The following is a 25417-nucleotide window of genomic DNA, read 5'->3' on the forward strand; positions in this document are numbered from 1 at the left end:
GGCACTCCAGGGCCTCCGCCTGGTCCGACTGTTCGTTCAGTAGGAACAGTGATGCCCATTTCCGGGCCATTATTTCGGCCGCGCGAAAGCACACTGTTCTCCCATGCCGGTGACGAACCGCCGGCCAGGAGGAACGACATGAACGCACAGACGCAGAAGGTGGCGCTCGTCACCGGCGCTGCTCGCGGCATCGGTGCCGCCATCGCGGAGCGGCTCGCCCAGGACGGCTTCGCCGTCATCGTGAACTACGCGGAGTCGGCCGGGCCCGCGGAGGCGCTCGTCCGGAAGATTGAGCAGGCGGGCGGCAAGGCGCTGGCCGCCAAGGCCGATGTCAGCAAGAGCGCGGAGGTGCGGCGCCTGTTCGACGCGGCCGAGACGGCCTTCGGCGGCGTGGATGTGCTCGTCAACAACGCCGGCATCATGAGCCTCGCCACGCTGGCGGACACCGACGACGCCACCTTCGAACGGCAAATCGCCGTCAACCTCCAGGGCACCTTCAACACCCTGCGCGAGGCCTCCCGCCGACTGCGTGACGGCGGCCGCATCATCAACCTCTCCTCCAGCGTGGTGGGCCTGCTCCAGCCGACCTACGGCGTGTATGCGGGCACCAAGGCCGCGGTGGAGGCGATGACGAGCGTGCTGGCCAAGGAGCTGCGCGGCAAGAACATCACCGTCAACGCCGTCGCCCCCGGCCCCACCGCCACGGACCTGTTCCTCAAGGGCAAACCCCAGGAAGTGGTGGACCGCATGGCGAAGCTCTCGCCCCTGGAGCGGCTGGGGCAGCCCGTCGACATCGCCGCCACCGTCGCCTTCCTCGCCAGTCCCGACGCGGGCTGGGTCAACGGTCAGGTGCTGCGCGCCAACGGCGGAATCATCTGAGCAAGCGATTGCGCGTCACGGCTTCACGGTGACGCATTCACATCCACGTACGCGCGGAGGGCCGGCACGGAGACGAGGCGGCCCTCCGGCATCACATAGGCCGTGAGTCGCCCGCCGTACACGCAGCCCGAGTCCAGGCCCACCGCATGCGGATGCCGCTGCACGCCGCGCATGGCGTCGTGGCCGAAGATGACCAGCTCCGGGCCCTTCCAGCAGCTCGCCCAGGGCACGCCGCCATCCACGCGCTTCGACGGCGTCCCGTCCGGGGCGATGCTGCGCAGGTTGAGCAGCTCGTCCGTGCGCTGCGCTTCCAAGGGGACACCGGGCACCAGTCCGCCATGCACCGCGAGGGCATTCAGGTCCGGGAAGCGGCGGTACAGCGGCTGCGCCTCCAGATATGTCCAGTCCTCGGGCGTCAGCGTCTCCAGCACCTGGCGATGCTCCTTGCCCAGCTTCTTGCCCTCGGGGGCCCGGCCCGCATGCCAGCGCAGCACGTGCGCGTCGTGGTTGCCCCTCACCGCGAGCAGCCCCTTCTCGCGAGCGCACCGCACCACGCCCGCCGAGTCCGGCCCCTTCGCCACCAGGTCGCCCACCAGCACCACGCGGTCGTCCGGCCGCCAGCCACATGCGGCCAGCAGCGCGTGCAACTCGTCCGCGCAGCCGTGGACGTCTCCGATGAAGAGCGTTCGCATCCCGCCTCTTCTTTAATTCGCTTCGACGCTCCGGGGAATCCTCTCGAAAGGGGCTCCCCTCTGCCCGCCTCCACCTCCAGGGAGGTGCGGGGCCCGCGCGTCAGTCCGCCTTCGAGCGCAGCAGGCGACTGAGATTCACGTCGAGCTGGCTGGAGATGAGGCGCAGCACGCTGTCGAGCTGGGAGCCGGTGAGGCGCAGTCGCTCGGTGAGCAGCCGCCGGGTCTCCTGGAGGAGCGAGTCCTGCGCGGACACCACCCAGCGCGCCGCGGTGGAGCGGTGCACGCCGTAGAGCGCGCCGAGCTGGTCGATGCTCAGCCCGTCCAGGTACTTCAGGCGCAGGAAGTTGCGCTGACGAGGCTCGAGGATGCCGAGCGCCGCGGAGAACGAGGTGCTGAACTCCGCGCGGTACGTGTTCTTGAGGTACAGCAGCTCCGGGTCGTCCCCCGGCGCCACGAGCATCGACAGGTCCCCGTCATCCGCCTGGGGATGTCCGCTGCGCTGGCGCTGCCAGTCGAGCGCGAGCCACAGCGCCGCGGCCCGCACCCACCCGCTGAGTGGACCCGTGCCCGGGTAGGCGGCCAACCGGGCGGGCGCGTCCTGGGTTCCCACGAGCATGCGCTGGCGCAGCAGCTGACGGACCTCGTCGAGCCCCGTGGGCGGCAGCTTCAGCCGCGCGACGGCCGCGTTCACCTCGGGGAGGAAGCTCGACTCGAAGGCGTTCAGCGCGGAGGGCAGTTGGTCCGCGGCGGCGCGGGCCAGGTACACGTCCGCGAGGTGGAGCTTCTCCACGTCCTCGGAGGGCGCCTGGGTGGGAAGCAGCCTCGCGAGATGGCCGACGAAGCGCACGCCGTCCAGCTCCACTCCGGGCCAGGCCGAGCGCCCGGTGGAGAGAGCGCGCGCCAGCCGCTCCTGAAGCAGGGGCAGCGACGGCTCCGGCGCGGAGGAGACGCCACGCGCCGCGATGAAGGCCTGGGCCAGGGAAACGTCCGGGGGGGACACGCCGTGGGACGATAGCACCCCCCTCGCGTAATCCGGATTCAACCATTTCCGAAGTGAACTCTTGTCTCCCTCGGTTCGCTGATGGAGGAGGGCTTTCGGGACGACAGGTGTGGCAAGGGGCGGGCCCGGGCGCCTGGTGCGCCTGCTCCGTCCACGGACGCCCGTGTCTCGTGGGCCGCGAAATCCATGGCCCGGCCATTGCTGGTATGGGGCGGGAGTCGACGTGTTGTCGGAGGTGAACGTGGAGTCCATTGGCGGCGGGCCCGGGGATGCGGCCCATACCTCGTGGTTGGAGCTGAGCGCGGGTGCGCTGCGGCACAACGTGGAGGTGTTCCGGGTGCTGGAGGGGCGGGACGGGACGTCGCCTCCGCTGGGCGTGGTGCTCAAGGGCAACGCCTACGGGCACGGGCTGGCGCAGGTGCTGCCGCTGGTCCACGGGCTGGTGGACATCCTCTACTTCATCGCGCCGCAGGATGCGCTGAAGGTGCGCGAGCACGAGCGGGCCCAGGGCCTGTCACCCCGGCAGGTGGTGGTGCTGGGCGCGGTGGCGCCGCACGAGGCGGTGGTGCTGGCGCGCGAGGGCGTGGAGGTGGTGGTGCCGGACCGTGGCTGGGAGGACGCGGTGCCGGTGCTGCGCGCGGCGAAGCTGGAGCGGCCCCTGCGGGTGCACGTCCACATCGACACGGGCCTGGGGCGCGAGGGCTTCACGCTGGAGCAGATTCCGCGTGAGACACAGTTCCTCGTCGACGCGCGGGACGTACTGGAGGTGGTGGGCGCGCTGAGCCACTTCGCCAACACGGAGGACGTGACGGAGCAGGGCTACGCGCTCGCGCAGGTGGACGCGTTCGAGACGGGGCTGCGCCTCTTGGAGGGACAGCTGGGGCAGGGGCGCTTGCAGCGGCACATCGCCGCGAGCGCCGCGACGCTGGTGCTTCCCCGGGCGCGCTACGAGGCGCAGCGGGTGGGGATTTCGCTGTATGGGCTGTGGCCTTCGGCGGAGACGCGGCTGTCGGCGCGGCTGGTGCTGGGCGAGGTGCCGGTGCTCAAGCCGGTGCTGTCCTGGCGGTGCCGCAGCCAGGTGGTGAAGTGGCTGCCCGCGGACAGCTACGTGGGCTACGGCTGCACGTACCGGACGTCGGAGCCCACGCGCATCGCCGTGCTGCCGGTGGGCTACTACGACGGGTATCCGAGGCTGGCGTCGGGCAAGGCGCACGTGCTGGTGAACGGGCGGCGGTGCGCGGTGCTGGGGCGGGTGATGATGAACCACCTCATCGTCGACGTGACGCGCGCCACGCATGACGAGCGCCCGGTGACCGCCACGCTGATGGGGCGCGACGGAGACGAGTCCGTCAGCGCCGAGGCGCTCGCCGGCTGGGCGCAGACGCTGCACTACGAGATTGTCGCGCGCCTGGGCACGCACCTGCGCCGCGTGGTGGTGGAGTAGGGGCTCTCAGCGCTTCGCGTCCGCCGCGCTGGGGGGCTGCACCTTCCAGCGGCGGTGCAGCCACATCCACTGGTGCGGGTACTTGCGGATGCAGCGCTCCAGCGCAGCGGTGACGCGCGCGGTGTGCTCCGTAATCGGGTCCTCGCACTCGCCCGGCGCGGGCGGGAGGATGGGGCCTTCCACTTCCATCCGCAGGCGCGCGCCCAGCTTGCCGTTGCGCACGCCCATCACCACGAACACCGGCGCGCCCGTGCGCTGCGCGGTCACCGCCATGGCGGGCGTCGTGGACGCGAGCCTCCCGAAGAACGGCACGAACACCGCGGCCTTCGCCGGCAGCGCCTGGTCCAGCAGCATGAAGGGCGACTCGCCGCGCTCCACCGCTTCCGCGAGCTCCTGGATGGCGCCGCGCGGGTAGATGAGCCCCGCGGGAAGGCGCAACCGGTTCTCCGCGATGCGCGTGTTGAGCGCGCCCTTCAACGGACGCACCAGCGCATCAATCGGCACGCCCCGTCGCACCACCATGTCTCCCAGGAGCTCCCAGTTGCCGAAGTGCGCCGTCACTATCAGCGCGCCCTTGCCCGAGGCCACGCGCGCCTTCAGCGCCTCCCAGGCCTCCGTGCCCTCGATGCCCTGCTCGGCCCAGTCGGCCGGCAGCCGGTCTCCCGAGGGCAGCGACTCCAGCACCACGCGCGACATGTTGATGTACGCGCCGCGCGCGATGTCCCGCCGCTCCGCGTCGGTCTTCTCCGGCAGCGCGTGCGCCAGGTTGTCCAACACGACGCGGCGTCGGATGCCCAGCGTGTACGCGAGATTGCCCACGAAGCGAGCGATGGCGTCACGTGACGCGGGCGACAGCCACGTGATGAACGCGAAGACGAAGCGCGTCACGAACTTCACCACCGGGCCAGGCGGCGTGCCGATGATGCGGCGCAGATGCTCGGGGGGCAGCTTCGCGGCGTTCGCTTGCGGGACGGACTGGTCGGAAATGGGAGCGGGCGAGGACACGGCGGCACTCCACCCCGAAGTGAAGATTACGGCAAGAACACACTCATGCTCGGCGCTACCCTGGCTGCTCTTCATGGGCCACTATGCGCGCCATGCCCAACCTGCTCCGACCGGTGGTGATTGCCACCGTAGCCCTGCTCTCCGCGTGCGGTGCCCGGCAGAACCCTCCGGCCGCCGAGCCCGCAGCGACTCCTCCCGCTTCATCTTCCGCGGCGGCCCCGGCCGCTCCCACGCCGCCCACGCTGCGTCTGCCCAAGGACGTGCGTCCCAATGGCTACGCGGTGGAGCTGACGCTGGACCCGAAGACCTCCGCCTTCCAGGGCACGGCGGACATCGGGCTCGACGTGGCGAAGCCCACCTCCATCGTGTGGCTGCACGGAAAGAACCTCACCGTGAAGCACACCTCGCTGATGCAGGCGGGCAGCACCATCGAAGTGACGCCGCTGAAGAGCGAGAAGGGCGACTTCCTCGGCTTCTCGCTGGCGAAGCCGCTGGCCGTGGGCACCGCGAAGCTGCGCGTGGTGTACGAGGGCGCCGCCTCCGAGAAGGAGACGGATGGCGCCTTCCGCGTCAACGAGGGCGGTGACTGGTACATCTACACGCAGTTCGAGCCCATCGACGCGCGGCGCGTCTTCCCCTGCTTCGACGAGCCCGAGTTCAAGGTGCCCTGGCAGCTGACGTTCCACGTGCCCGCTGGCAACGTGGCCGTCACCAACACGCCGCAGCTCGCCGAGGAGGCCCGTCCGGACGGTGGCCGCACCTATCGCTTCGCACGCACCAAGCCGCTGCCCAGCTACCTCATCGCCTTCGGCGTGGGCCCGTTCGACTTCCTCGCCGCCGCCGACTCCGGTCAGAACAAGGTGAAGACGCGCATCATCACCCCGCGGGGCCGCGCCGCCGAAGGCGCCTATGCCGCGAAGGTGACGCCCGAAATCCTCGCCGCGCTGGAGGACTACTTCGGCATCCCCTACGCGTACGAGAAGCTGGACGTCATCGCGGTGCCGCTGCTCGGTGGCGCCATGGAGCACCCGGGTCTGGTGACGTTCAACTCGCGGACGATGCTGGCGAGGCCCGCGGAGGACTCGCTCAACCGGCAGCGCAGGTTCTCGGAGACGCAGGTGCACGAGCTGGGGCACCAGTGGTTCGGCAACCTCGTCACGCTGGCGTGGTGGGATGACTTGTGGCTCAACGAGTCCTTCGCGTCCTGGGTCACCCCGCGCATCGTCGAGACGTGGCAGCCGACGTGGGACGCGCCGGTGGAGCGCGTGCAGGACCGCAGCCGCTCGCTGGACTCCGACAGCCTCCTGTCCGCGCGCCGCATCCGTCAGCCCATCGACACGGCCAACGACATCCACAACGCCTTCGACGGCATCACCTACGGCAAGGGCTCCGCGGTCCTCTCCATGACGGAGGAGTGGCTGGGACGTGAGGTGTTCCGCAAGGGCATCCAGCGCTACATGCGCAAGCACGCGCACGGCAACGCCACGGCGAAGGACTTCCTGGACGCGCTGTCCGCCGAGGCGGGCCAGGACGTGACGGGCGTGCTGGGCACGTTCCTGGACCAGGGCGGCGCGCCGCTCGTCACCGCGACGCTGGAGTGTGGCGCGGGGCAGCCCAAGGTGGTCCTCACCCAGAAGCGCTACCCGCGCCTGGGCTCGCAGTCGACGGTGCCGCAGACGTGGAAGGTGCCCGTGTGCGTGGAGTACGCGGCGGGCAACAAGGACGCACGCGCCTGCACGGTGCTGGAGAATGAGAGCGCCGAGGTGGCCTTGACGGAGGCGAAGACGTGCCCGGCCTGGGTGTTCCCCAACGCGGAGGGCGCGGGCTTCTTCCGCATGCAGTTGACGGGGGACGCGGCGACGAAGCTCCTGAAGACGGGCGTGGCGAAGCTGTCGCGCTCGGAGCGCGTGGCGCTGCTGGGCGACGTGAAGGCGCTGGCCCTGGCCGGAGCGCTGCCGGCCTCCGAGGCGCTGACGCTGGCGGCCCGCATGGCCCAGGACCCGGACCGGGTCATCGTCGAGACCTCCATGGACATGCTGGAGCTGTCGAGCGCGCGGCTGCTGCCGGAGGCGCGGCTGAAGGACAGGGAGCGCTTCCTGCGTGAGACGTACGGGCCCCGCGCCCGGGAGCTGGGCTTCACCTCGCGCAAGGGCGAGAGCGAGGACACGCGCCTGCTTCGTCCGCGCGTGGTGCGGGTGGCGGGCCGCGACGGCGCGGACCCGAAGATTGTCGCGGAGGCCCGGACGCTCGCGGACAAGTGGCTTGCGAACAAGCAGGCCATTGAACCGGAGATGGTGGACGCGGTGCTCTCCGTCGCCGCGGCGCATGGTGACTCGGCCTTCCACCAGAAGCTCATCGCGGCGGTGCGCACGGAGAAGGACCGCGGCATCCGTCAGCGCCTGCTCGGGGCGCTGAGCAGCTTCACGGACCCGGAGCTGGTGAAGCAGGGCCTGCCGCTGGTGTTCGACAAGGCGTTGGACCCGCGCGAGTCGATGTGGATGGTCTTCGGCGCCACGCAGAACGTGCGCACGCAGGGCGTGGCGTTCGACTTCGTGAAGGAGAACTACGACCGGCTGGTGGGTGACTCGCCCGAGGCGCTCCTGCCGAAGGACGCGGCGGGCCGGCTGGCCTTCGTGGGCGGCGGCTTCTGCAGCCCGGAGCGGCGCAAGGAGGTGGAGGAGTTCTTCACGCCGCGCAACGCGAATGCGCCGGGCGGGCCTCGCATGCTGACGCAGCTCCTGGAGTCGATGGACCAGTGCGTCGCGCTGAAGGCGGCGCAGGCGGCCAGCATCGAGTCGTTCCTCACCGGCCGCGCCTCGCCGCGTCCGCCGCAGGCCCCGACGACGCGCTGACCGGTCCCTGAAGCCCGGACGTCCGGAAGCTCGAACGTCCGGAAGTGGGAGCCCGGGGCCGTGATGGCTCCGGGCCCGCCCGCGTGATTCGGGGGGCTACTTCTTGCTGCCGCGCGACATGAAGGCCATGAAGGCCTCCTGCGCTTCCTCGGAGCCCAGGCGCTCGATGAACTTCGCGCCCTCGCGCGCCAGCGTGGCGTGCGTCTCCTCGCGGCGCGGTCCGCGAATCAGCTCCTTCGTCACGCGCACGGCCTCGGTGGGACGGGAGGCCAGGGTGCGGGCGCGCTCGGCGGCCACCTCCTGGAGGCTCTCGGCGGGCACCACCTTGTTGATGATGCCGGCGCGCAGCGCGGTCGCCGCGTCGAACGGCTCTCCGAAGAGGAGCAGCTCGCTGGCCAGCGCGTAGCCGGCCATGCGCGGAATCAGCAGGCTGCTGGCGCCTTCCGCGCACAGGCCGAGCTGGACGAAGGGCATGTGGAAGCGCACGCGCTCGCTGGCCACGACGTAGTCACAGTGCAGCAGCATCGTCGTGCCGATGCCCACCGCGGGGCCGTCCACGGCCGCCAGCACCGGCTTGGGCGCGTCCACCAGCGCCTTGAGGAAGAGGAACACCGCGCTGTCCTCGCCCGCGGGCGGGTGCTCCATGAAGTCGCCGATGTCATTGCCCGCGGTGAAGACGTTGCCCGCGCCGGTGAGCAGCACCACGCGGACCTCGGCGTCCGTCGCCGCCTGCTTGAGCGCGGCGGTGGCCGCCTCGTACATCGCATGCGTGAAGGCGTTCTTCTTCTCGGGTCGGTTGAAGGTGAGGGTGAGGACCCCCGCTTCCCGCTTCGTCAGCAACGTGTCGGACATGGGCCAAGCCTAGACCGAGTCACCCCCGGACGAGGACTCAACTTGCATCCGCTCCGGGCCCTCGTGTGCCCACCCGCCCTACCTCGTCCACCGGCTCACGGCCGCAGCGCGCGGGCCACCAGCGGCGCGAGCGTCACCACCCGGTGCTCGAACGGCAGCCCCGAGGGAGGCTCCACGCTGTCGGTGCCGACGAGCAGCCGCACCGGCAGCGCCCCCAGCCGCTCCACCGCGGGCCCCACCAGCAGCGCGTGCGTCGTCACCACCGTCAGGTCCTCCGCGCAGCCCGCCGCGAGCAGCGTGTTGGCCGCCGCGACGAGGGTGCCGCCCGTGGACACCATGTCGTCCACCAGGATGGGCCGCTTGCCGCGCACCTCGCCCATGAGGCCGCTGGCGTGCACCTCGTCGCCGCTCAGCCGCACCTTGTGAATCACCGCCCACGGACGGCCCAACAGCCGCGCCAGCGCCTCCGCGCGCTTCACCGCGCCCAGGTCCGGCGCCACCACCACCGACGTGTCAGTCACCTGCGGCCGCAGCGCCTCCGCCAGCACCGGCAACGCCGTGAGGTGCTCCAGCGGCGCGCCGAAGCACCCCTCCAGCGCGGGGCTGTGCAGGTCCACCACCATCACCCGCGCGAAGCGGCCCTGGGACAGCATGTCCGCCACCAGCCGGCCACCCAGGGGCTCGCCCGGCCGCGCGCGCCGGTCCTGCCGCGCGTAGCCCAGGTATGGCACCACGGCCTCCAGCCGCGCGGCGCCTGCCCGCCAGCACGCGTCCGCCATCAGCAGCAGCTCCAGCAGGTGCTCTCCGGCAGGGGGTGTCAGGGACTGCAGCAGCACCACGGTGCGGCCGCGCACGGAGGCGGGGACCTCCAGGTGCATCTCTCCGTCGGGGAACCGCTCGAAGTGGCAATCGGTGGGCGCAATACCCAGGGCCTGGGCGAGCTCCCGTCCCAGGCGGGGACTGGCGGTGCCGATGAGGAGGATGGGGTCCATCTCCCAACCCTAGCGCGCCCGGTGGCCCGGGGGTGCGGCGCTCGCTGCCTCCCCCGCTGACATGCCTCCGGGAGAGCCGTTGCCCGCCCCTTCGCCGCCAGCGGGCCCGGCCGTGCTTTCCCTTGGGACAAGGAGAGTGACGATGCGCTTTCGCGACAGAGCAGACGCCGGGCGCCGGCTGGCGGCGGTGCTCCTGCCCTACCGGGGCTCGGAGGTCCGCGTGCTGGGGCTGGCCCGGGGAGGGTTGAGGGTGGCGTACGAGGTGGCCCGCGCGCTGGAAGTCCCGCTGGACGTCTGGGTGTCCAGGCGCCTGAGCATCCCAGGGCGGGTGCTGACGATGGGCGCGGTGTCCGAGGGCGGAGGCCAGTACCTCCTCTCGGATGCGCTGCGACTGGCGCCCCTGCCGAAAGGCGAGGTGGACTCGCTCATCCGTGAAGAGGCCAGCGTGGTGGACGAGCAGGTACGGCGGCTGCGCGGACATCCTCTTTCCGGGCTCGGCGGCCGCACCGTGGTGCTGGTGGATGACGGCGTGCTGACGGGCGCCTCCGCCGCCGCCGCGCTGAGGGCCCTGCGGCTGTTCCACCCGGCCCGGCTGGTGATGGGCACCCCGGTCGCCACGCCCGAGGGGCTGGCGGTGCTGCGGCCCGAGGCGGACACGGTGGCCTGCGTGGTGACCGAGCCGGGGATGCGCACGGTGGCCGAGGCCTATGACGACTTCCGCGCGTTCCCCGACGTGGAGCTGCGGAGCCTGGTCGAGCGCTCCCGTGAGCCGCCCTGGCGCTCGCAGGAGGTGGTGGAGTCCGCGGACTCGGGTGGGACCTGGATGTGAGGCCGTGAAGCCGTTTCGTTGTGACGACGTGCACCCGTGACACGAGGAGAGCGGCCCATGAGTCAGGACGACCCGAAGGACCTGGAGGTCCGCGAGGTGATGGTGCGCTCCGGACGCGCGGAGCTGGGCGGCAGCCTGGCCCTTCCTCCAGGCGCGCGCGGGCTGGTCATCTTCGCGCATGGCAGCGGCAGCAGTCGCTTCAGTCCGCGCAACCGCGCCGTCGCGCGCGGCCTGCGTGAAGCCGGCCTGGGCACGCTGCTGTTCGATTTGCTCGGCGCGGACGAGGAGGCGATGGACGCGGGCACCGGCGAGCTGCGCTTCGATATCCCATTCCTCGCGCGGCGGCTCATCGCGGTGACGCGGTGGGCGCAGGCCCAGCCGGAGCTGTCCGGGCTGGGGCTGGGCTACTTCGGCTCCAGCACGGGCGCGGCGGCGGCGCTGCTGGCGGCGGCGCTGCATCCAGAGTCGGTGCGGTCGGTGGTGTCCCGCGGCGGCAGACCGGACCTGGCCGGGCCCGCGCTGGCCCGGGTGCGAGCGCCCACGCTGCTGCTCGTGGGCAGCCTGGACGTGGACGTGCTGGAGCTGAACCAGGACGCGTTCGACGAGCTTTCCTCCGCCAAGTCCCTCATCGTCATCCCCGGGGCCACGCACCTGTTCGAGGAGCCCGGCACGCTGGAGGAGGTGGCGCGCCGCGCGGCGGACTGGTTCACCCGCCACCTGGAGGCGCCTCGACTGGAGGCCCGCGAATGAGCCCGGAGCCCGGGCCGACCGGACCGACGGTGCGCCGGAGCGCGGACGGACGGTGGACCACCGAATGCGAAGTGGAGGTCTGAAGCGGAGTATTGAGGCCCCGCATGGGCGCGCGGGCTGGTATAGGCATCGGCATGCGCTCGCGTGAACCCCGCTTTGTCTGGCTGGACCTGGAGATGACCGGGTTGGACCCCGAGTCCTGCGCCATCATCGAGATTGGCGTCATCATCACCGGGCCGGATTTGCGCCCGATTGCGGAGATTGAACGCGTCATCTGGCAGCCGGAGGAAGTGCTCCTGCGCATGGAGCCCGTGGTGCGGGAGATGCACACGCGCAACGGCCTGCTCGAGAAGGTGCGCGCCTCCAGCACGTCGCTGCGGGTGGCGGAGCGGGAGGTGACGGCGCTGGTGGCCGAGCACTGTCCGATGGGAGAGGGCGTGCTGGCGGGCAACTCCATCCACACCGACCGCCGCTTCCTGTTCCAGTACATGCCGCTGCTGGAGCGCTACCTGCACTACCGCATGGTGGACGTGACGAGCCTCAAGGTCCTCACGCGCGCCTGGTACCCGAACCTGGTGGAGCCGCGAAAGCCGCCCAGCGGGCACACCGCGCTCGCGGACCTGCGCTCCAGCATCAACGAGCTGCAGTACTACCGCGACACCCTGTTCCGCGCGACGCCGGGCTGAGTCTCCAGCCCGACGGCGTGGCTTTCAGCCCGCGGTCCCGGTGCTGCTCGGCGTGGGCCCGTTGGGGCCCCCGAGCAGCTCGGAGATGGTCTCCAGCAGCAGGTCGAGTTCGAAGGGCTTGGCCAGGAAGCGCGCGCTGGAGCGGCGCTCCTCCTCGGAGATGCGGCCCGCGCTCATCACGACGACGGGGATGGTGCGCAGCGCCGGGTCATCGCGCATGCGGCGCAGCATCTCCCGGCCGTCCATCACCGGCATCATCAAGTCCAACAGCACCAGGTCGGGACGCACCTCCGCCATCCGTTGCAGGCCCTCCGAGCCGTTGAAGGCCGTGAGGATGCCGTAGCCCTCCACGGAGAGGATGTCCTGGAGTGCCTCGACGATGGCCAGCTCGTCATCGACGATGAGCAGCCGCTTCATCGACTCACGCCCTCTCTTCGTCCACGGTCACCACCCGGGGTCTTGCTCAGCCGGGCCATTCCGGCTGCCGCCATCCCAGGGCGGGACGGTAGGACACGGGCCGGCGCAAGCCACGGAATTGAGCGCGGTGTGTTCGGAATGTTGCGGACCAGGAGTCTCACCGCAGTCGGGCTCTCAGCAGGTGTTTCTGGACCTTGCCCAGCGCGTTGCGAGGCAGCGAGTCCATGAAGACGACGCGACGGGGTTTCTTGAAGCTGGCGAGCCTGTCCTTACACCAATCCACCAGGGCCTGCGCATCCGGGGCGTGCATGCCGGGTGGGGGTACCACGACGGCCACCACCTGCTCGCCATAGTCCGCGTCCGGAAGGCCCAGCACGGCGACCTCGGCCACGCCCGGGTGCGTGGCGAGCACCTCCTCCACCTCGCGCGGGTACACGTTGAAGCCGCCGCTGATGATGAGCTCGCGCGCCCGCCCGGTGATGCGCAGGTAGCCGTCCGCGTCCAGCTCGCCCAAATCTCCGGTGCGGAACCAACCCTCCGAGTCGAAGGACTCCGACGTGGCATCGGGCCTTCGCCAGTAGCCCGCGAAGACGTGGGGGCCGCGGACCTCGATTTCCCCCATCTCGCCCTGGGGCAGGTGGCGGCGCGTGCGCACGTCGACGACGCGCGCCTCCTGGCCCGGGAAGGGGAAGCCCACCGTGCCCGGACGGCGCTCGCCGTCATACGGGTTGGTGGTGTTCATGATGGTCTCCGTCATCCCGTAGCGCTCGAGGATGCGCGTGCCGAAGTCCTTCTCGATGTCGTGGAAGAGCTGGGGACTCAAGGGCGCGGAGCCGGAGACCCACAGGCGCAGCTCGCGGGGCTTCACGCCCGTGCGCCGCGACTCCTCCAGCAGTCTGCCGTACATGGTAGGCACCCCGAAGAACATCGTCAGCGAGGCGTCATCGCGCAACGTCGCCAGCGCGTCCGTGGCCACGAAGCGTCGGTGCAGCTCCAGGCTCGAGCCGGTGTACAGCGTGCCGTGCAGGCCCACCATGAGGCCGTGCGTGTGGAACAACGGCAGGGCGAGCAGCAGCCGGTCCGCCGCCGTCCAGCGCCACGCCTCGGTGACGGCCTTCACGTTGGCCAGCAGGTTGCGGTGCAGCAGCATGGCGCCCTTGGAGCGGCCCGTCGTCCCGGACGTGTAGCCCAGCACCGCCAGGTCCTCCGGACGCGGCAGCGCGAGCGCCACCGGTGACGTCGCGCCCTCCTCCAGCAGCACGTCGAAGTCGATGACCTCCAACGAGGCCGGCGGCGTGACGGTGGTCGGCTCCACGGTGACGAGCCATTGCAGCGACGGGAGCTGGTCCTTGAGCGGAATCAGCTCCGCCACCCCCGACGCGCCGGTGACGCAGGTGTGGACCTCCGCGTCCGCGAGGATGTGGGCCAGCTCCACCTGGCGATACGCCGTGTTGACGAGCACCACGACGCAGCCCGCGTGCTGCACACCCAGGTAGGCGACGATGAACCGCGGGCTGTTCTCCAGGAAGAGCGCCACGCGCTCGCCCGGCTGCAGGCCGCGCTGACGCATGCCCTTCGCGAAGGCCGCGATGTGCTCGGCCAGCTCGCCGTAGGAAGTCGATTCACGCTCGAACGTGAGGAACGGCCGCCCCGGCGCGCCGTGGGCGTGGTCCAGGAAGGTTTCGAGGAGGGACGAAGACATGAGCCGCGCAGACTACTTCCCTCACTTCCAAACTGGACAAGCTGTGAGTCAATTTTGACGGCAAAGAGTGGCTTTAACTGCATAGTCTGACTAACTCGTTGAGTTGGCCTGAGGACGCGAGACAGGGAGTGGGTCCTCGGAAGGCTCGACGCGCACGGGAGGTGTCACTTGCGTGAAGGACTGTGTGGTGGACGTTGGACGTTGGGGCCGGCATTGGCCGTGGCGCTGCTGGTGGCGGGGCTGTTGTCGCCAGCGCTCGCGGAGGCGAACCTGCCGTATCCGACGCGCACCGCGTATCGCCTGAAGGGTGTGCAGCCGGACTTCTGGCCCAGCTACGACGAGCTCGCGGGAAACAACACCGGCGGCGTGGCGATGAACCTGGTGTGGGCCTCGTGGGAGCCGTCGGTGCAGGCGCCGCCGTGTACCGGAGGGCGCGTGGAGTATGCGGGGCACTGCTTCGCGGTGGATGCGAGCGTGGACGCGGCCATCCGCGAGTGGACGGCGCGCGGCGTGGTGGTGACGGCGGTGGTGTACGGCGTGCCCGCGTGGGCGCGCGCGGGGCGCACGTGCACACCGGCGGCGGCGGGCTTCGACATCTTCTGCGCGCCCAACAACGCCGCGGACTACGGCCGCTTCGTGGGCCTGCTCGCGCAGCGCTACAACGGGCTCAACGGCCATGGCCGCGTCGCCGACTTCGTCATCCACAACGAGGTCAACTCCAACGACTGGTTCGACATCGGCTGTGGCCAGGGCGCGGGCGCGTGCAACACGGCGGCGTGGCTGGACACGTACGCGGCCAGCTACAACGCGGCCTATGACCAGGTGATGGCGTGGCAGTCGGCGGCGAAGGTGCTCATCTCGCTGACGCACCACTTCGGCGTGGAGCTGGACGCGCCCGGCGCGAGCAGTCCGACGTTGTCCGCCACGACCTTCTTGAACGGCTTCGCGGCGCGCGTGGGCTCGCGGGCGTGGCGCGTGGCGTACCATCCCTATGCGCCGGACTTGTTCCGTCCCCAGTTCTCCGCGGATGACTATCCGCGCGTGACGTACGGCAACCTGGGCGTGCTGGCGGGCTGGCTGCGCAAGACGTTCCCCACCCGGCCGCACGCGTGGGAAATCCAGCTCACGGAGAGCGGCATCCACTCCGGCACGCCGCAGTCGTCGGAGGCCGCGCAGCAGACGGCCGTGTGCGACTCGTTCCGCAACGTGCTGGGGACGCCCGGCATCGAGAGCTACATCTACCACCGCATGCACGACAACGCGGCGGAGGGCGGACTGGCGCTCGGACTGCGCCGGGTCGATGGAAGCGCGAAGCCGTCATGGAGCACGTGGGCGCTGGCCAACCGCGATGACTTGAATCCGCCCCAGCTCTCCTGCGGCTTCGAGGAACTGCCGTACACGCGGCTTCGCCGGGGCTACCACGCCACGCGAGGCCACTGGGCGTCGTCGCGGCTGTTGCCTCCGGGCTTCCGGCAGGAGTCCTCGTGGCGGCTGTGGCGTGACGCCGTGCCGGGCACGCGGATGCTGTACGAGTGCCGCGTGGGCAACCACAACCTGCTCAGCCCGGACGTGGGCTGTGAGGGCCTCCTGCCCCTGGGGCCGGTGGGCTACATCCACACGACGCAGGTGGCGGGCACGGTGCCGCTGTACCGGTGCAACCTGGGCCAGGGGAAGGACCACTTCGTCTCCCCCGCGTCGAACTGCGAGGGCCAGGTGACGGAGCAGCTGTTGGGCTACGCGTTCCCCTGACGGTGAACCCGGCCTGGGCGCCTGGAGGCCGGGCGGGTTGATCCGCTCGGCCGGAGCGTTGTCCGCTTCTGGGACATCACTTCGCGGAACCGGGCACACCCAGGGGAGGGGGTAGGGGTGTTCCGAGCAATTCCCTGGGGTTGGGTCGCGTGAAACGGTTGGCACGCGGCTCGCTCTAGAGGTGGCCCGTGGACATTCCCAAAGCAAAAAAGCCTCGCCGCAAGCCCTGGTTGCTCGCCATTGGTGGTGCGTTCGCGCTCATCCTCGTCACCGTGGGTCTGGGTCGGCTGCGGCCGGCGGCGCCTTCGGTGGACCGGGCCTCGGTGTGGCTGGACACGGTGAAGCGCGGCCCCATGGTGCGCCAGGTGAAGGGCGCGGGCACGCTGGTTCCCGAGTACATCCGCTGGCTGACGGCGGACACGGCGGGCCGGGTGGAGCGCATCCACGTGCGGCCGGGCGCGACGGTGAAGGCGGACACGCTCCTGATGGAGCTGGCCAACCCGGACGTGCAGCTCCAGATGCTGGAGGCGGAGCGGCAGCTCGCCAGCGCCGAGGCGGAGTACATCCAGATGCGGATGACGCTGGAGACGCAGCGGCTGGCGCAGGAGGCCGCAGTCGCCACCCTCGTCGCCGAGTCCTCCAACGCCGAGCGCCGCGCCACCGCCGACGCCTCCCTCGTCGAGAAGGACCTCATCCCCGCGCTCGATGCGCGGCAGGCGGGCGAGCGGGCGGGCGAGATGACGCGCCGGCTGGAGCTGGAGCGCAAGAAGCTGTCCGTCGTCGCCGCCAGCATGAAGGACCAGCTCGTCGCTTTGCAGGGACAGGTGGAACGTTTGAAAGCGGTGGCCCGCTTCCGTCGTACCCAGGTGGAGTCCATGAAGGTGCTCGCCGGGGAGGATGGAGTGCTGCAGGAGCTTCCGCTGGAGCTGGGTCAGTGGGTGACGCCGGGCGTGCTGCTGGCGAAAGTCGTCAAGCCGGAGCGGCTCAAGGCGGAGCTGCGCATCGCCGAGACGCAGGCGCGCGACATCGTCCAGGGCCAGAAGGCGCTGGTGGACACACGCAACGGGGTGGTGGAGGGCACGGTGGCGCGCGTGGCGCCGGCGGCGAGCCAGGGCACGGTGCGGGTGGAGGTGTCGCTCCCCGACGAGCTGCCCAAGGGCGCGCGGCCCGACCTCACGGTGGAGGGCACCGTGGAGCTTGAGCGGTTGGGCAACGTGCTGTCGGTGGGGCGCCCGGCCGGTGCGCAGCCCAACGGGACGATGTCGCTCTTCCGGTTGATGCCGGGCAGTGACGAGGCGGTCCGGGTGCCGGTGCAGTTGGGCCGGGGCTCGGTGAATGCCGTGGAGGTGCTGCAGGGCCTCGCGGAAGGTGACCAGGTGGTGCTGTCGGACATGGCCGCGTGGGATGCGGTCGAGCGGGTGAGGCTGCGATGATGACGACGAACAACAATGCGGAGACGCCTGCTTCCGAGGACGCGGCGGTGTTGGCGGGTGCGGCCAAGGTGGAGACGGGCAAGTCCCTCATCACGCTGGAAGGATTGACGAAGGTCTTCGAGACGGAGGAGGTGGAGACGCACGCGCTCTCCAACATCCACCTCAACATCCGCCAGGGTGAGTGGGTGGCGATTGTCGGTCCCTCGGGCTCCGGCAAGTCCACGCTGCTCGCCGTGCTGGGGTTGCTCGACACGACGACGCGGGGCACGTACCTGCTCGACGGCAAGAGCGTGCTGGACTTGTCCGCGTCGGACCGCGCGCTGGTGCGCAACCGGCACATCGGCTTCATCTTCCAGAGCTTCAACCTCATCGGCGATTTGACGGTGTTCGAGAACGTGGAGCTGCCCCTGACGTACCGGGGCATGCCCGCCGCCGAGCGCAAGCAGCGGGTGGAGAAGGCGCTGGACAAGGTGGGCATGGCGCACCGCGCGCGGCACATGCCGGGGCAGCTCTCCGGCGGTCAGCAGCAGCGTGTCGCCGTGGCGCGCGCCGTCGCGGGAGACCCGCTCATCCTCCTGGCGGACGAGCCCACCGGTAACCTGGATTCGAAGAACGGCGAGGCGGTGATGCAGTTGCTGTCCGAGCTGCACAAGGCCGGGGCCACCATCTGCATGGTGACGCACGACCCGGCGCACGCGCGAGTCGCCACGCGCACGGTGAGCCTCTTCGACGGTCGAGTCGTCCAGGACGAGCAGCGCCGCTAACCCTTCTCCTCTCGCGGGCCTCGCCCGGGTCGCTCCTGGCGGGGCGGCCCTCGGGAGGCGTGCGTCCTGAATCACCGGAGTCGTCGTGGAAACCTTCCTCCAGAATGTCCGCTACGCGGTGCGCTCGTTGCGCAAGAGCCCGGGCTTCACGCTGATGGCGGTGCTGGCGCTGGCGCTGGGCATCGGCGCGAACAGCGCGGTCTTCAGCGTGGTGAATGGCGTGCTGCTCAAGCCGCCGCCCTTCGCCCAGCCGGAGCGACTGGTCCACCTCTGGGGCAACTACGCCAAGGCGAACATCAAGGACATCGTCGTGTCGGTGCCCGAGTACCGGGACTACCTCACGATGCCCAGGGCCTTCAGCTCGCTGGCGGCCTTCGATGCGAGCAACGTCACGCTCACCGGGGGCGACGCGCCGGAGCGGCTCCAGATGACGCTCTCCACGGCCTCTCTGTTCCCCACGCTGGGCGTGGCGCCGGTGCTGGGCCGCGGCTTCACCGAGGAGGAGGAGACGCTGGGGCGCGACAAGGTGCTCGTGTTGACGCACAAGACGTGGCGCACGCGCTTCGCGCAGGACCCGGGCGTGCTGGGCCGTGAACTGCGGCTCGACGGGGACACGTACACGGTGGTGGGCGTGCTGCCGCCCGGCGTCGAGTACCCGGCGGACACGGACCTGTACGCGCCCCTGGCGCCCACTCAGGAGCGGGCGTCGGCGGTCTCTCGCGGCTACCGCTTCCTCAGCGTGGTGGGGCGGCTGAAGCCAGGCCTGACGCTGGAGGCGGCGCAGGCGGACATGGACCGGTTGGGGCGGGAGATGGAGACCCTGTACGAGGAGTATTACAAGGGCTACGGCTGGACCATCTCCGTGAAGTCGCTGGAGGACGAGGTGGTGGGCCGGGTGCGCGGGACGCTGTGGCTCCTCCTGGGCGCGGTGGGCTTCGTGTTGCTGGTGGCGTGCAGCAGCGTGGCGAACCTGCTCCTGGCCCGGGCGACGGCGCGTCAGCGTGAGGTGTCCATCCGCGCGGCGCTGGGCGCGGGGCGGGGACAACTGGTGGCGCAGTTCCTCGCCGAGAGCCTGGTGCTGGCGGCAGCGGGCGGTGGGCTGGGGTTGCTCCTGGCCATCTGGGGCACGGACGCGCTGGTGGCGATGGTGGGAGACGGGCTGCCTCGCGCGGCGGCGGTGGGACTGGACGTCTCCTCGGTGCTCTTCACCGCGGGACTCTCCGTGCTCACGGGCATCGGCTTCGGGCTCGTGCCGGCGCTCCAGGCGAGCCGCGTGGACCTGAGCTCGACGATGCGCGAGGGCTCTCGCGGGACGGAGGGTGGCAAGGCGGGCCGGCTGCGCGCGGGGTTGGTGGTGGGGCAGGTGGCGTTCGCGCTGGTGCTGCTGGTGGGCGCGGGTCTCTTCCTCCGGAGCTTCCAGGCGCTGACCCATGTGGAGGCGGGCTTCGTGCCGGAGGGAGTGCTCACCGGCCGGCTCGCGTTGCCGGCCACGAGCTACGCGAAGCCGGAGGACCAGCGGGCCTTCCAGCAGGAGCTGCTCCGCCGCGTCCAGGCGCTGCCCGGCGTGGAGTCCGCGGGAGTGACGAACCTGTTGCCGCTGGGCGGCAAGACGAACATCAGCTTCGACGTGGAGGGGCGGACGCGGGCGGCGGGGGAGATGTGGCCCGCGGTGGAGTCGCGCTTCGCCAGTGCTGACTACCTGCGCACGCTCAAGGTGCGGCTGCGCGACGGGCGCATGCTCCAGGAGACGGACGGACCGGACGCGGCGTGGGCGGTGGTCATCAATCAGACGTTCGCGGACCTCTACTGGCCGAAGGGGGACGCGCTGGGCCAGCGAGTGAAGCTGCATCAGTCCGACGCCCAGTGGACCACGGTGGTGGGCATCGTCGACGACCTGCGCGAGTGGGGCCTGGACACGCCCGCGCGCCCGACGGCGTACTACTCGGCGCTGCAGGTGCCCCTCACCCACATCTACCTGGCGGTGCGCGTGAAGGCGGGCGAGCCGGAGTCCTTGCGCACGGCGATTGAGTCCGAGGTGCGCGCGCTCGACGGCAATCTGCCCCTGTTCAAGGTGACGTCCATGGTGCGGTTGGTGGACGAGTCCATCGTCTCGCGCAGGCTGACGGCGCTGTTGATGGGCCTGTTCGCGGGCACGGCGCTGCTCCTGGCGGCGCTCGGAATCTCGGGCGTCATTGGCTACTCGGTGGCGCAGCGCACGCGGGAGATGGGCATCCGGATGGCGCTGGGCGCGGCGAAGTCGGACGTGCTGGTGCTGGTGCTGCGCCAGGGCGTGAAGCTGGCGGCGTTGGGCGTGGGTCTGGGCCTGGTGTTGTCGCTGGTGCTGGCGCGGCTCCTGAGCACGATGTTGTACGGCGTGACGGCGTATGACCCGTGGACCTTCGCGGGAGTGGCGGCGCTGTTGAGCGCGGTGGCCCTGGGGGCGACGTGGCTGCCGGCGCACCGCGCGACGCGGGTGGACCCCATCATCGCCTTGAAGGCCGAGTAGGAGCGCGCGTCGATGGAGACCTTCCTTCAGGACCTGCGGTACGCGCTGCGCACGCTGGGCAAGAGCCCCGGCTTCACGCTGGTGGCGGTGCTGGCGCTCGCGCTGGGTATCGGCGCGAACAGCGCGGTCTTCAGCGTGGTGAACGGCGTGCTGTTGAGGCCACCGCCCTTCGCCGAGCCGGACCGCCTGGTCCATGTGTGGGGCAACTACCTCATGGCGGATGCGAAGGACATCCCGGTGTCCGTGCCCGAGTACCTGGACTACCGCGAGATGCCGAAGGTCTTCGCATCGGTGGGGGCCTACGTCGAGGACGACGTCACGCTCACCGGGGGCGATGTGCCGGAGCGGCTCCACATGACGCTCTCCACGGCCTCGCTCTTCTCCACGCTGGGCGTGTCGCCGGTGCTCGGTCGCGCCTTCACCCAGGACGAGGAGACGCCGGGCCAGGAGCGGGTGGTGGTGCTGACGGACAAGACGTGGCGCACGCGCTACGCGCGGGACCCGAAGGTGTTGGGCCGCGAGCTTCGGCTCGACGGCCACGCGTACACGGTGGTGGGCGTGCTGCCGCCCGGCGTGGAGTACCCGGTGGGCACGGATGTGTACGTGCCCTTTCCTCCGAACGCGGAGCAGTCCTCGCAGGCGGCGCGCGCCAATCACTTCCTTGGCGTGGTGGCGCGGCTGAAGCCAGGCATCTCGCTGGAGACGGCGCGCGCGGACCTGGCGCGGGTGGCTCGGGAGATGGAGGCCTTGCACGCGAAGGACTACCAGGGCGGAGGCTGGGCCATCACCGTGAAGTCGCTGGAGGACGAGGTGGTGGGCAACGTGCGCGGCACGCTGTGGCTCCTGCTGGGCGCGGTGGGCTTCGTGCTCTTGGTGGCGTGTGGCAGCGTGGCGAATCTCCTGTTGGCCCGAGCGGCGGCCCGAGAGCGCGAGGTGTCCATCCGCGCGGCGCTGGGCGCGGGCCGTGGACGGTTGGTGGCGCAGTTCCTCACGGAGAGCCTGCTGCTGTCCCTGGCGGGCGGCGCGCTCGGGCTGCTGCTGGCGATGTGGGGCATGGACGTGTTGCTGGCGTTGGTGGGTGAGAGCCTGCCGCGCGCGGCGGACGTCAGCCTGGATGCGCGCTCGCTGGTGTTCACCGGTGGGGTGAGCCTGCTGTCGGGACTGCTCTTCGGACTGGTGCCCGCGCTCCAGGCGAGCCGCGCGGACCTGAACGCGACGATGCGCGAGGGCTCGCGAGGCACGGCGGGGAGAAGCTCGGGACGGCTTCGCTCGGGGCTGGTGGTGGGCCAGGTGGCCTTCGCGCTGGTGTTGCTCGTGGGCGCGGGCCTCTTCGGCAAGAGCTTCCTGGCGCTGAGCGACGTGGAGGCGGGCTTCACGCCGGAAGGAGCGCTCACCGCGAGCATCGCCCTGCCTCGGGAGACCTACTCGGAGTCACGCCGGAGCGAGACCTTCACGCGCGAGCTGCTGGGCCGCATCCACGCGCTGCCCGGCGTGGAGTCCGCGGGAGTGACGAACAAGCTGCCCCTGGGCGGCCGGACGGACATCGGCTTCGACATCGAGGGACGCACGCGGGCGCCGGACACGGTGTGGCCCGCCGTGGAGACCCGCTTCGTCAGCGAGGACTACCTGCGCACGTTGCGAGTGCGGCTGCGAGATGGGCGCATGTTGCAGGCGACGGACAGCTCCGAGGCGCCGTGGGCGGTGGTCATCAACAAGACCTTCGCGGACCTCTACTGGCCGCGAGGAGGGGCGCTGGGGCAACGCCTGAAATTGCGGCGGACAAACTCCCAGTGGACCACGGTGGTGGGCGTCGTGGATGACGTGCGCGAGTGGGGCCTGGACAAGCCCGCGCGCCCGACGGCGTACTATTCGGCGGCGCAGGTGTCCCTCAACAACATCAACCTGGTGGTGCGCGCGAAGGACATCCACGCGGAGTCGCTTCGCACGGCGCTCGAGTCCGAGGTGCGCGCGCTCGACGGCAACCTCCCGCTGTTCAACGTGACGCCGATGATGAAGCTGGTGGATGACTCCATCAGCTCGCGGCGACTGTCGGCGCTGTTGATGGGGCTGTTCGCGGGCACCGCGCTGCTGTTGGCGGCCTTGGGGATTTCCGGCGTCATCGGCTACGCGGTGGCGCAGCGCACGCGGGAGATGGGCATCCGGATGGCGCTGGGCGCGACGCGGCGGAATGTGCTGGCGCTGGTCCTGGGCCAGGGCGTGCGGCTGGCGGGGCTGGGCGTGGTGGTGGGCCTGCTGCTCTCGCTGGGGCTGGCGCGGCTGTTGAGCACCCTGCTGTACGGCGTGACGGTGTACGACCCCTGGACCTTCGTGGGAGTGGCGACGTTGTTGGGCGGCGTGGCCCTGGGGGCGACGTGGCTGCCAGCGCACCGCGCGACGCGGGTGGACCCCATCATCGCCTTGAAGGCCGAGTAGGAGCGCGCGTCGATGGAGACCTTCCTTCAGGACCTGCGGTACGCGCTGCGCACGTTGGGCAAGAGCCCTGGCTTCACGCTGGTGGCGGTGCTTGCGCTGGCACTGGGCATCGGCGCGAACAGCGCGGTCTTCAGCGTGGTGAATGGCGTCCTCTTGAGGCCGCCGCCCTTCGCCGAGCCGGACCGGCTGATGGACGTGTCGAACGACTTCGGCCGGGCGGGGCGCAAGGGACTGTCGTCCTCGGTGGTGGAGTACCGGGAGTACGCGGAGCTGCCGAGCGTCTTCTCCTCGGTCGCCGCCTTCGCCGATGACGACGTGACGTTGACGGGCGTGGACACACCGCAGCACCTGCGCGTGGTGGAGGCCACCGCGACCTTCTTCCCGACGCTGGGCGTGCTGCCCGCGCTGGGGCGCGACTTCACGCGGGACGAGGAGACGGCTGGCAACGACAGGGTGGTGATGCTCACGCACCAGACGTGGCGCACCCACTTCTCGCAAGACCCGGGCGTGCTGGGGCGCACGCTCCAGCTTGACGGCGAGCCGTACACGGTGGTGGGCGTGCTGCCTCGCGGCGTGACGTACCCGGCGGGTACGGACCTCTACAAGCCCTTCGCGCCCTCGGCGGACCTGGCCTCCGAGGACAAGCGCGACACGCGCTTCCTGGAGGTCATCGCGCGGCTGAAGCCCGGCATGACGATGGAGACCGCGGCGACGGATCTGGCCCGTGTGTCCCAGGCGCTGGCGCGGACGCATCCAAAGTACGCACAGGGCAAGCGCACCATCGGCCTGAAGTCGCTGGAGGACGAGGTGGTGGGCGACGTGCGCGGCACGCTGTGGCTCCTCCTGGGCGCGGTGGGTTTCGTGCTGCTGGTGGCGTGTGGCAGCGTGGCCAACCTCCTGCTGGCGCGCGCGGCGGCCCGTGAACGCGAGGTGTCCATCCGCGCGGCGCTGGGCGCGGGCCGTGGACGGTTGGTGGCGCAGTTCCTCACCGAGAGCCTGTTGCTGTCCCTGGTGGGTGGCGCGCTCGGGTTGCTGCTGGCGATGTGGGGCACGGACGTGTTGCTGGCCCTGGTGGGAGAGAGCCTGCCGCGCGCGGCGGACGTCAGCCTGGACACGCGCTCGTTGCTGTTCACCGGTGGGGTGAGTCTGTTGTCGGGGTTGCTCTTCGGGCTGGTGCCAGCGCTCCAGGCGAGCCGCGCGGACCTGAACGCGGCCATGCGCGGGAATTCTCGAGGCACGGCGGGGGGGCGCTCGGGACGGCTTCGCTCGGGGCTGGTGGTGGGGCAGGTGGCCTTCGCGCTGGTGCTGCTGGTGGGCGCGGGCCTCTTCGGCAGGAGCCTGTTGGTGCTGCTGTCGGTGGACCCGGGCTTCAGGCCGGAGGGTGTGCTCACCGCGCAGCTCTCGCTGCCGGGCACGAGCTACGACACGCCCGAGCGCCAGGGCACCTTCCAGCGCGAGCTGCTGGGGCGGCTCCAGGCATTGCCCGGCGTGGAGTCCGTGGGCCTCACGAATCTCCTACCCCTGGGGCGCTCGATGACGTTCGGCTTCGCCATCGACGGCCGCACGAAGGAGCCCGACGAGGTGTGGCCCGCGGTGCAACTGCGCACCGTCAGCCCCGACTACCCGCGCACGCTGGGCCTGAAGCTGCGCGAGGGACGCCTGCTGGAGGAGACGGACGGTCCGGGCGCGGCGTGGGCGGTGGTCATCAACAAGACCTTCGCGGACGGGTACTGGCCCCAGGGCAACGCGCTGGGGCAGCGACTGCGACTGAACCGTCCCGATGCGCAGTGGGCCACGGTGGTGGGCATCGTCGAGGACGCGCGCGAGTGGTCCTTGGACAAGCCGATGGTGCCCATGGCGTATTACTCGCTCGCGCAGCTCGGTGGCGCGAACCTGGCGCTCGCCATCCGCTCCAAGGCGGGCAACCCGGAGTCGCTGCGCGGCGGTGTCGAGGCGGCGCTGCGCGAGGTGGACCGGAACGTTCCGCTGTTCGGTGTCGCGCCGCTGACGCGACTGGTGGACGAGTCCATCGGCTCGCGACGGCTGGCCGCGTTGCTGATGGGCCTGTTCGGGGGCACGGCGCTGCTCCTGGCGTCGCTCGGGCTGGCGGGCGTCATCGGCTACTCGGTGGCGCAGCGCACGCGGGAGATGGGCATCCGCATGGCGCTGGGCGCGGCGAAGTCGGACGTGCTGGTGCTGGTGCTGCGCCAGGGCGTGAAGCTGGCGGGGCTGGGCGTGCTGCTGGGCCTGGGGCTGTCGCTGGGACTCGCGCACCTGTTGCGGACGCTGCTGTACGGCGTGACGGCGTATGACCCGTGGACCTTCGCGGGAGTGGCGGCGCTGCTGAGCGCGGTGGCGTTGCTGGCGACGTGGCTGCCGGCGCGACGTGCGACGCGCGTGGACCCCATCATCGCCCTCCGGGCGGACTAGGC

General features: G+C 70.8%; 19 protein-coding genes. 12 read left to right on the forward strand and 7 right to left on the reverse strand.

Annotated features, from left to right (window positions below; genetic code table 11):
- Window positions 1-138: 138 nt before the first annotated feature.
- The gene (locus G4D83_RS18615) at window positions 139-879 is read left to right on the forward strand and encodes an SDR family oxidoreductase (protein WP_163866115.1); all 741 of its coding nucleotides are present in this window, start codon (window positions 139-141) and stop codon (window positions 877-879) included.
- Window positions 880-902: 23 nt separating this feature from the next.
- Here the strand turns inward: G4D83_RS18615 and G4D83_RS18620 are convergent, their stop codons facing one another.
- Both G4D83_RS18620 and G4D83_RS18625 read right to left on the reverse strand, forming a co-directional pair.
- A complete protein-coding gene (locus G4D83_RS18620) occupies window positions 903-1571 on the reverse strand; it encodes a metallophosphoesterase (RefSeq protein WP_163866116.1) in 669 nt (222 codons plus the stop codon).
- Between the two features lie 100 nt (window positions 1572-1671).
- A complete protein-coding gene (locus G4D83_RS18625) occupies window positions 1672-2571 on the reverse strand; it encodes a transcriptional regulator (protein ID WP_240356407.1) in 900 nt (299 codons plus the stop codon).
- Between the two features lie 226 nt (window positions 2572-2797).
- Here G4D83_RS18625 and alr point away from each other — a divergent pair, with 226 nt between their 5' ends.
- On the forward strand, window positions 2798-4015 hold the full coding sequence (alr, locus tag G4D83_RS18630) for an alanine racemase (protein ID WP_163866243.1): 1218 nt from the start codon (window positions 2798-2800) through the stop codon (window positions 4013-4015).
- Between the two features lie 6 nt (window positions 4016-4021).
- Here the strand turns inward: alr and G4D83_RS18635 are convergent, their stop codons facing one another.
- Complete coding sequence (locus G4D83_RS18635) at window positions 4022-5020, reverse strand: lysophospholipid acyltransferase family protein (RefSeq protein ID WP_240356408.1); 999 nt, start codon at window positions 5018-5020, stop codon at window positions 4022-4024.
- A gap of 92 nt (window positions 5021-5112) precedes the next feature.
- Here G4D83_RS18635 and G4D83_RS18640 point away from each other — a divergent pair, with 92 nt between their 5' ends.
- A complete protein-coding gene (locus G4D83_RS18640) occupies window positions 5113-7872 on the forward strand; it encodes a M1 family metallopeptidase (RefSeq protein ID WP_163866118.1) in 2760 nt (919 codons plus the stop codon).
- A 96-nt stretch (window positions 7873-7968) separates the two neighbouring features.
- On the opposite strand, the gene G4D83_RS18645 is transcribed toward G4D83_RS18640, so the two are convergent.
- Together G4D83_RS18645 and G4D83_RS18650 are read right to left on the reverse strand one after the other, a co-directional pair.
- A complete protein-coding gene (locus G4D83_RS18645) occupies window positions 7969-8724 on the reverse strand; it encodes an enoyl-CoA hydratase (RefSeq protein ID WP_163866119.1) in 756 nt (251 codons plus the stop codon).
- 95 nt (window positions 8725-8819) lie between these two features.
- Window positions 8820-9716: a ribose-phosphate diphosphokinase gene (locus G4D83_RS18650; protein ID WP_163866120.1), complete on the reverse strand. Its 897-nt coding sequence runs from the start codon at window positions 9714-9716 to the stop codon at window positions 8820-8822.
- A gap of 142 nt (window positions 9717-9858) precedes the next feature.
- Between G4D83_RS18650 and G4D83_RS18655 the strand changes: the two genes are divergently transcribed.
- The 3 genes from G4D83_RS18655 to orn all read left to right on the forward strand — a co-directional run bounded on the left by G4D83_RS18655 (window position 9859) and on the right by orn (window position 11981).
- Complete coding sequence (locus G4D83_RS18655; RefSeq protein WP_163866121.1) at window positions 9859-10545, forward strand: phosphoribosyltransferase; 687 nt, start codon at window positions 9859-9861, stop codon at window positions 10543-10545.
- 57 nt (window positions 10546-10602) lie between these two features.
- On the forward strand, window positions 10603-11295 hold the full coding sequence (locus G4D83_RS18660) for a dienelactone hydrolase family protein (RefSeq protein ID WP_163866122.1): 693 nt from the start codon (window positions 10603-10605) through the stop codon (window positions 11293-11295).
- Window positions 11296-11429: 134 nt separating this feature from the next.
- Complete coding sequence (orn, locus tag G4D83_RS18665; RefSeq protein WP_163866123.1) at window positions 11430-11981, forward strand: oligoribonuclease; 552 nt, start codon at window positions 11430-11432, stop codon at window positions 11979-11981.
- A 24-nt stretch (window positions 11982-12005) separates the two neighbouring features.
- Here orn and G4D83_RS18670 read toward each other — a convergent pair whose 3' ends face one another.
- Together G4D83_RS18670 and G4D83_RS18675 are read right to left on the reverse strand one after the other, a co-directional pair.
- Entirely contained in the window at window positions 12006-12398 is a 393-nt protein-coding gene (locus G4D83_RS18670; protein WP_163866124.1) for a response regulator, read from the reverse strand.
- Between the two features lie 157 nt (window positions 12399-12555).
- Window positions 12556-14100, reverse strand: a complete 1545-nt coding sequence (locus tag G4D83_RS18675) for an AMP-binding protein (RefSeq protein WP_163866125.1) — start codon at window positions 14098-14100, stop codon at window positions 12556-12558.
- 168 nt (window positions 14101-14268) lie between these two features.
- Here G4D83_RS18675 and G4D83_RS18680 point away from each other — a divergent pair, with 168 nt between their 5' ends.
- The 6 genes from G4D83_RS18680 (at window position 14269) to G4D83_RS18705 (ending at window position 25415) form a co-directional block, all read left to right on the forward strand.
- Window positions 14269-15849, forward strand: a complete 1581-nt coding sequence (locus G4D83_RS18680; protein ID WP_240356409.1) for a DUF5722 domain-containing protein — start codon at window positions 14269-14271, stop codon at window positions 15847-15849.
- A 188-nt stretch (window positions 15850-16037) separates the two neighbouring features.
- Entirely contained in the window at window positions 16038-17282 is a 1245-nt protein-coding gene (locus G4D83_RS18685; protein ID WP_163866126.1) for an HlyD family secretion protein, read from the forward strand.
- Complete coding sequence (locus G4D83_RS18690; protein ID WP_163866127.1) at window positions 17279-18046, forward strand: ABC transporter ATP-binding protein; 768 nt, start codon at window positions 17279-17281, stop codon at window positions 18044-18046. Before G4D83_RS18685 ends, G4D83_RS18690 begins: the two co-directional genes overlap by 4 nt.
- A gap of 85 nt (window positions 18047-18131) precedes the next feature.
- The gene (locus G4D83_RS18695) at window positions 18132-20552 is read left to right on the forward strand and encodes an ABC transporter permease (protein WP_163866128.1); all 2421 of its coding nucleotides are present in this window, start codon (window positions 18132-18134) and stop codon (window positions 20550-20552) included.
- A 12-nt stretch (window positions 20553-20564) separates the two neighbouring features.
- The gene (locus tag G4D83_RS18700; RefSeq protein WP_163866129.1) at window positions 20565-22985 is read left to right on the forward strand and encodes an ABC transporter permease; all 2421 of its coding nucleotides are present in this window, start codon (window positions 20565-20567) and stop codon (window positions 22983-22985) included.
- Between the two features lie 12 nt (window positions 22986-22997).
- Window positions 22998-25415, forward strand: coding sequence for an ABC transporter permease (locus G4D83_RS18705; RefSeq protein ID WP_163866130.1), 2418 nt, complete (start codon window positions 22998-23000; stop codon window positions 25413-25415).
- The last annotated feature ends 2 nt before the right edge of the window (window positions 25416-25417 follow it).

Source organism: Myxococcus eversor (assembly GCF_010894455.1).
GTDB lineage: Bacteria > Myxococcota > Myxococcia > Myxococcales > Myxococcaceae > Myxococcus > Myxococcus eversor.

Bases quoted from the DNA above. Each gene is read 5' to 3' on its own strand.
- G4D83_RS18615 (WP_163866115.1), top strand. From the start codon at position 139: ATGAACGCACAGACGCAGAAGGTGGCGCTCGTCACCGGCGCTGCTCGC.
- G4D83_RS18620 (WP_163866116.1), bottom strand. From the start codon at position 1,571: ATGCGAACGCTCTTCATCGGAGACGTCCACGGCTGCGCGGACGAGTTG.
- G4D83_RS18640 (WP_163866118.1), top strand. From the start codon at position 5,113: ATGCCCAACCTGCTCCGACCGGTGGTGATTGCCACCGTAGCCCTGCTC.
- G4D83_RS18645 (WP_163866119.1), bottom strand. From the start codon at position 8,724: ATGTCCGACACGTTGCTGACGAAGCGGGAAGCGGGGGTCCTCACCCTC.
- G4D83_RS18650 (WP_163866120.1), bottom strand. From the start codon at position 9,716: ATGGACCCCATCCTCCTCATCGGCACCGCCAGTCCCCGCCTGGGACGG.
- G4D83_RS18655 (WP_163866121.1), top strand. From the start codon at position 9,859: ATGCGCTTTCGCGACAGAGCAGACGCCGGGCGCCGGCTGGCGGCGGTG.
- G4D83_RS18660 (WP_163866122.1), top strand. From the start codon at position 10,603: ATGAGTCAGGACGACCCGAAGGACCTGGAGGTCCGCGAGGTGATGGTG.
- orn (WP_163866123.1), top strand. From the start codon at position 11,430: ATGCGCTCGCGTGAACCCCGCTTTGTCTGGCTGGACCTGGAGATGACC.
- G4D83_RS18670 (WP_163866124.1), bottom strand. From the start codon at position 12,398: ATGAAGCGGCTGCTCATCGTCGATGACGAGCTGGCCATCGTCGAGGCA.
- G4D83_RS18675 (WP_163866125.1), bottom strand. From the start codon at position 14,100: ATGTCTTCGTCCCTCCTCGAAACCTTCCTGGACCACGCCCACGGCGCG.
- G4D83_RS18690 (WP_163866127.1), top strand. From the start codon at position 17,279: ATGATGACGACGAACAACAATGCGGAGACGCCTGCTTCCGAGGACGCG.
- G4D83_RS18700 (WP_163866129.1), top strand. From the start codon at position 20,565: ATGGAGACCTTCCTTCAGGACCTGCGGTACGCGCTGCGCACGCTGGGC.
- G4D83_RS18705 (WP_163866130.1), top strand. From the start codon at position 22,998: ATGGAGACCTTCCTTCAGGACCTGCGGTACGCGCTGCGCACGTTGGGC.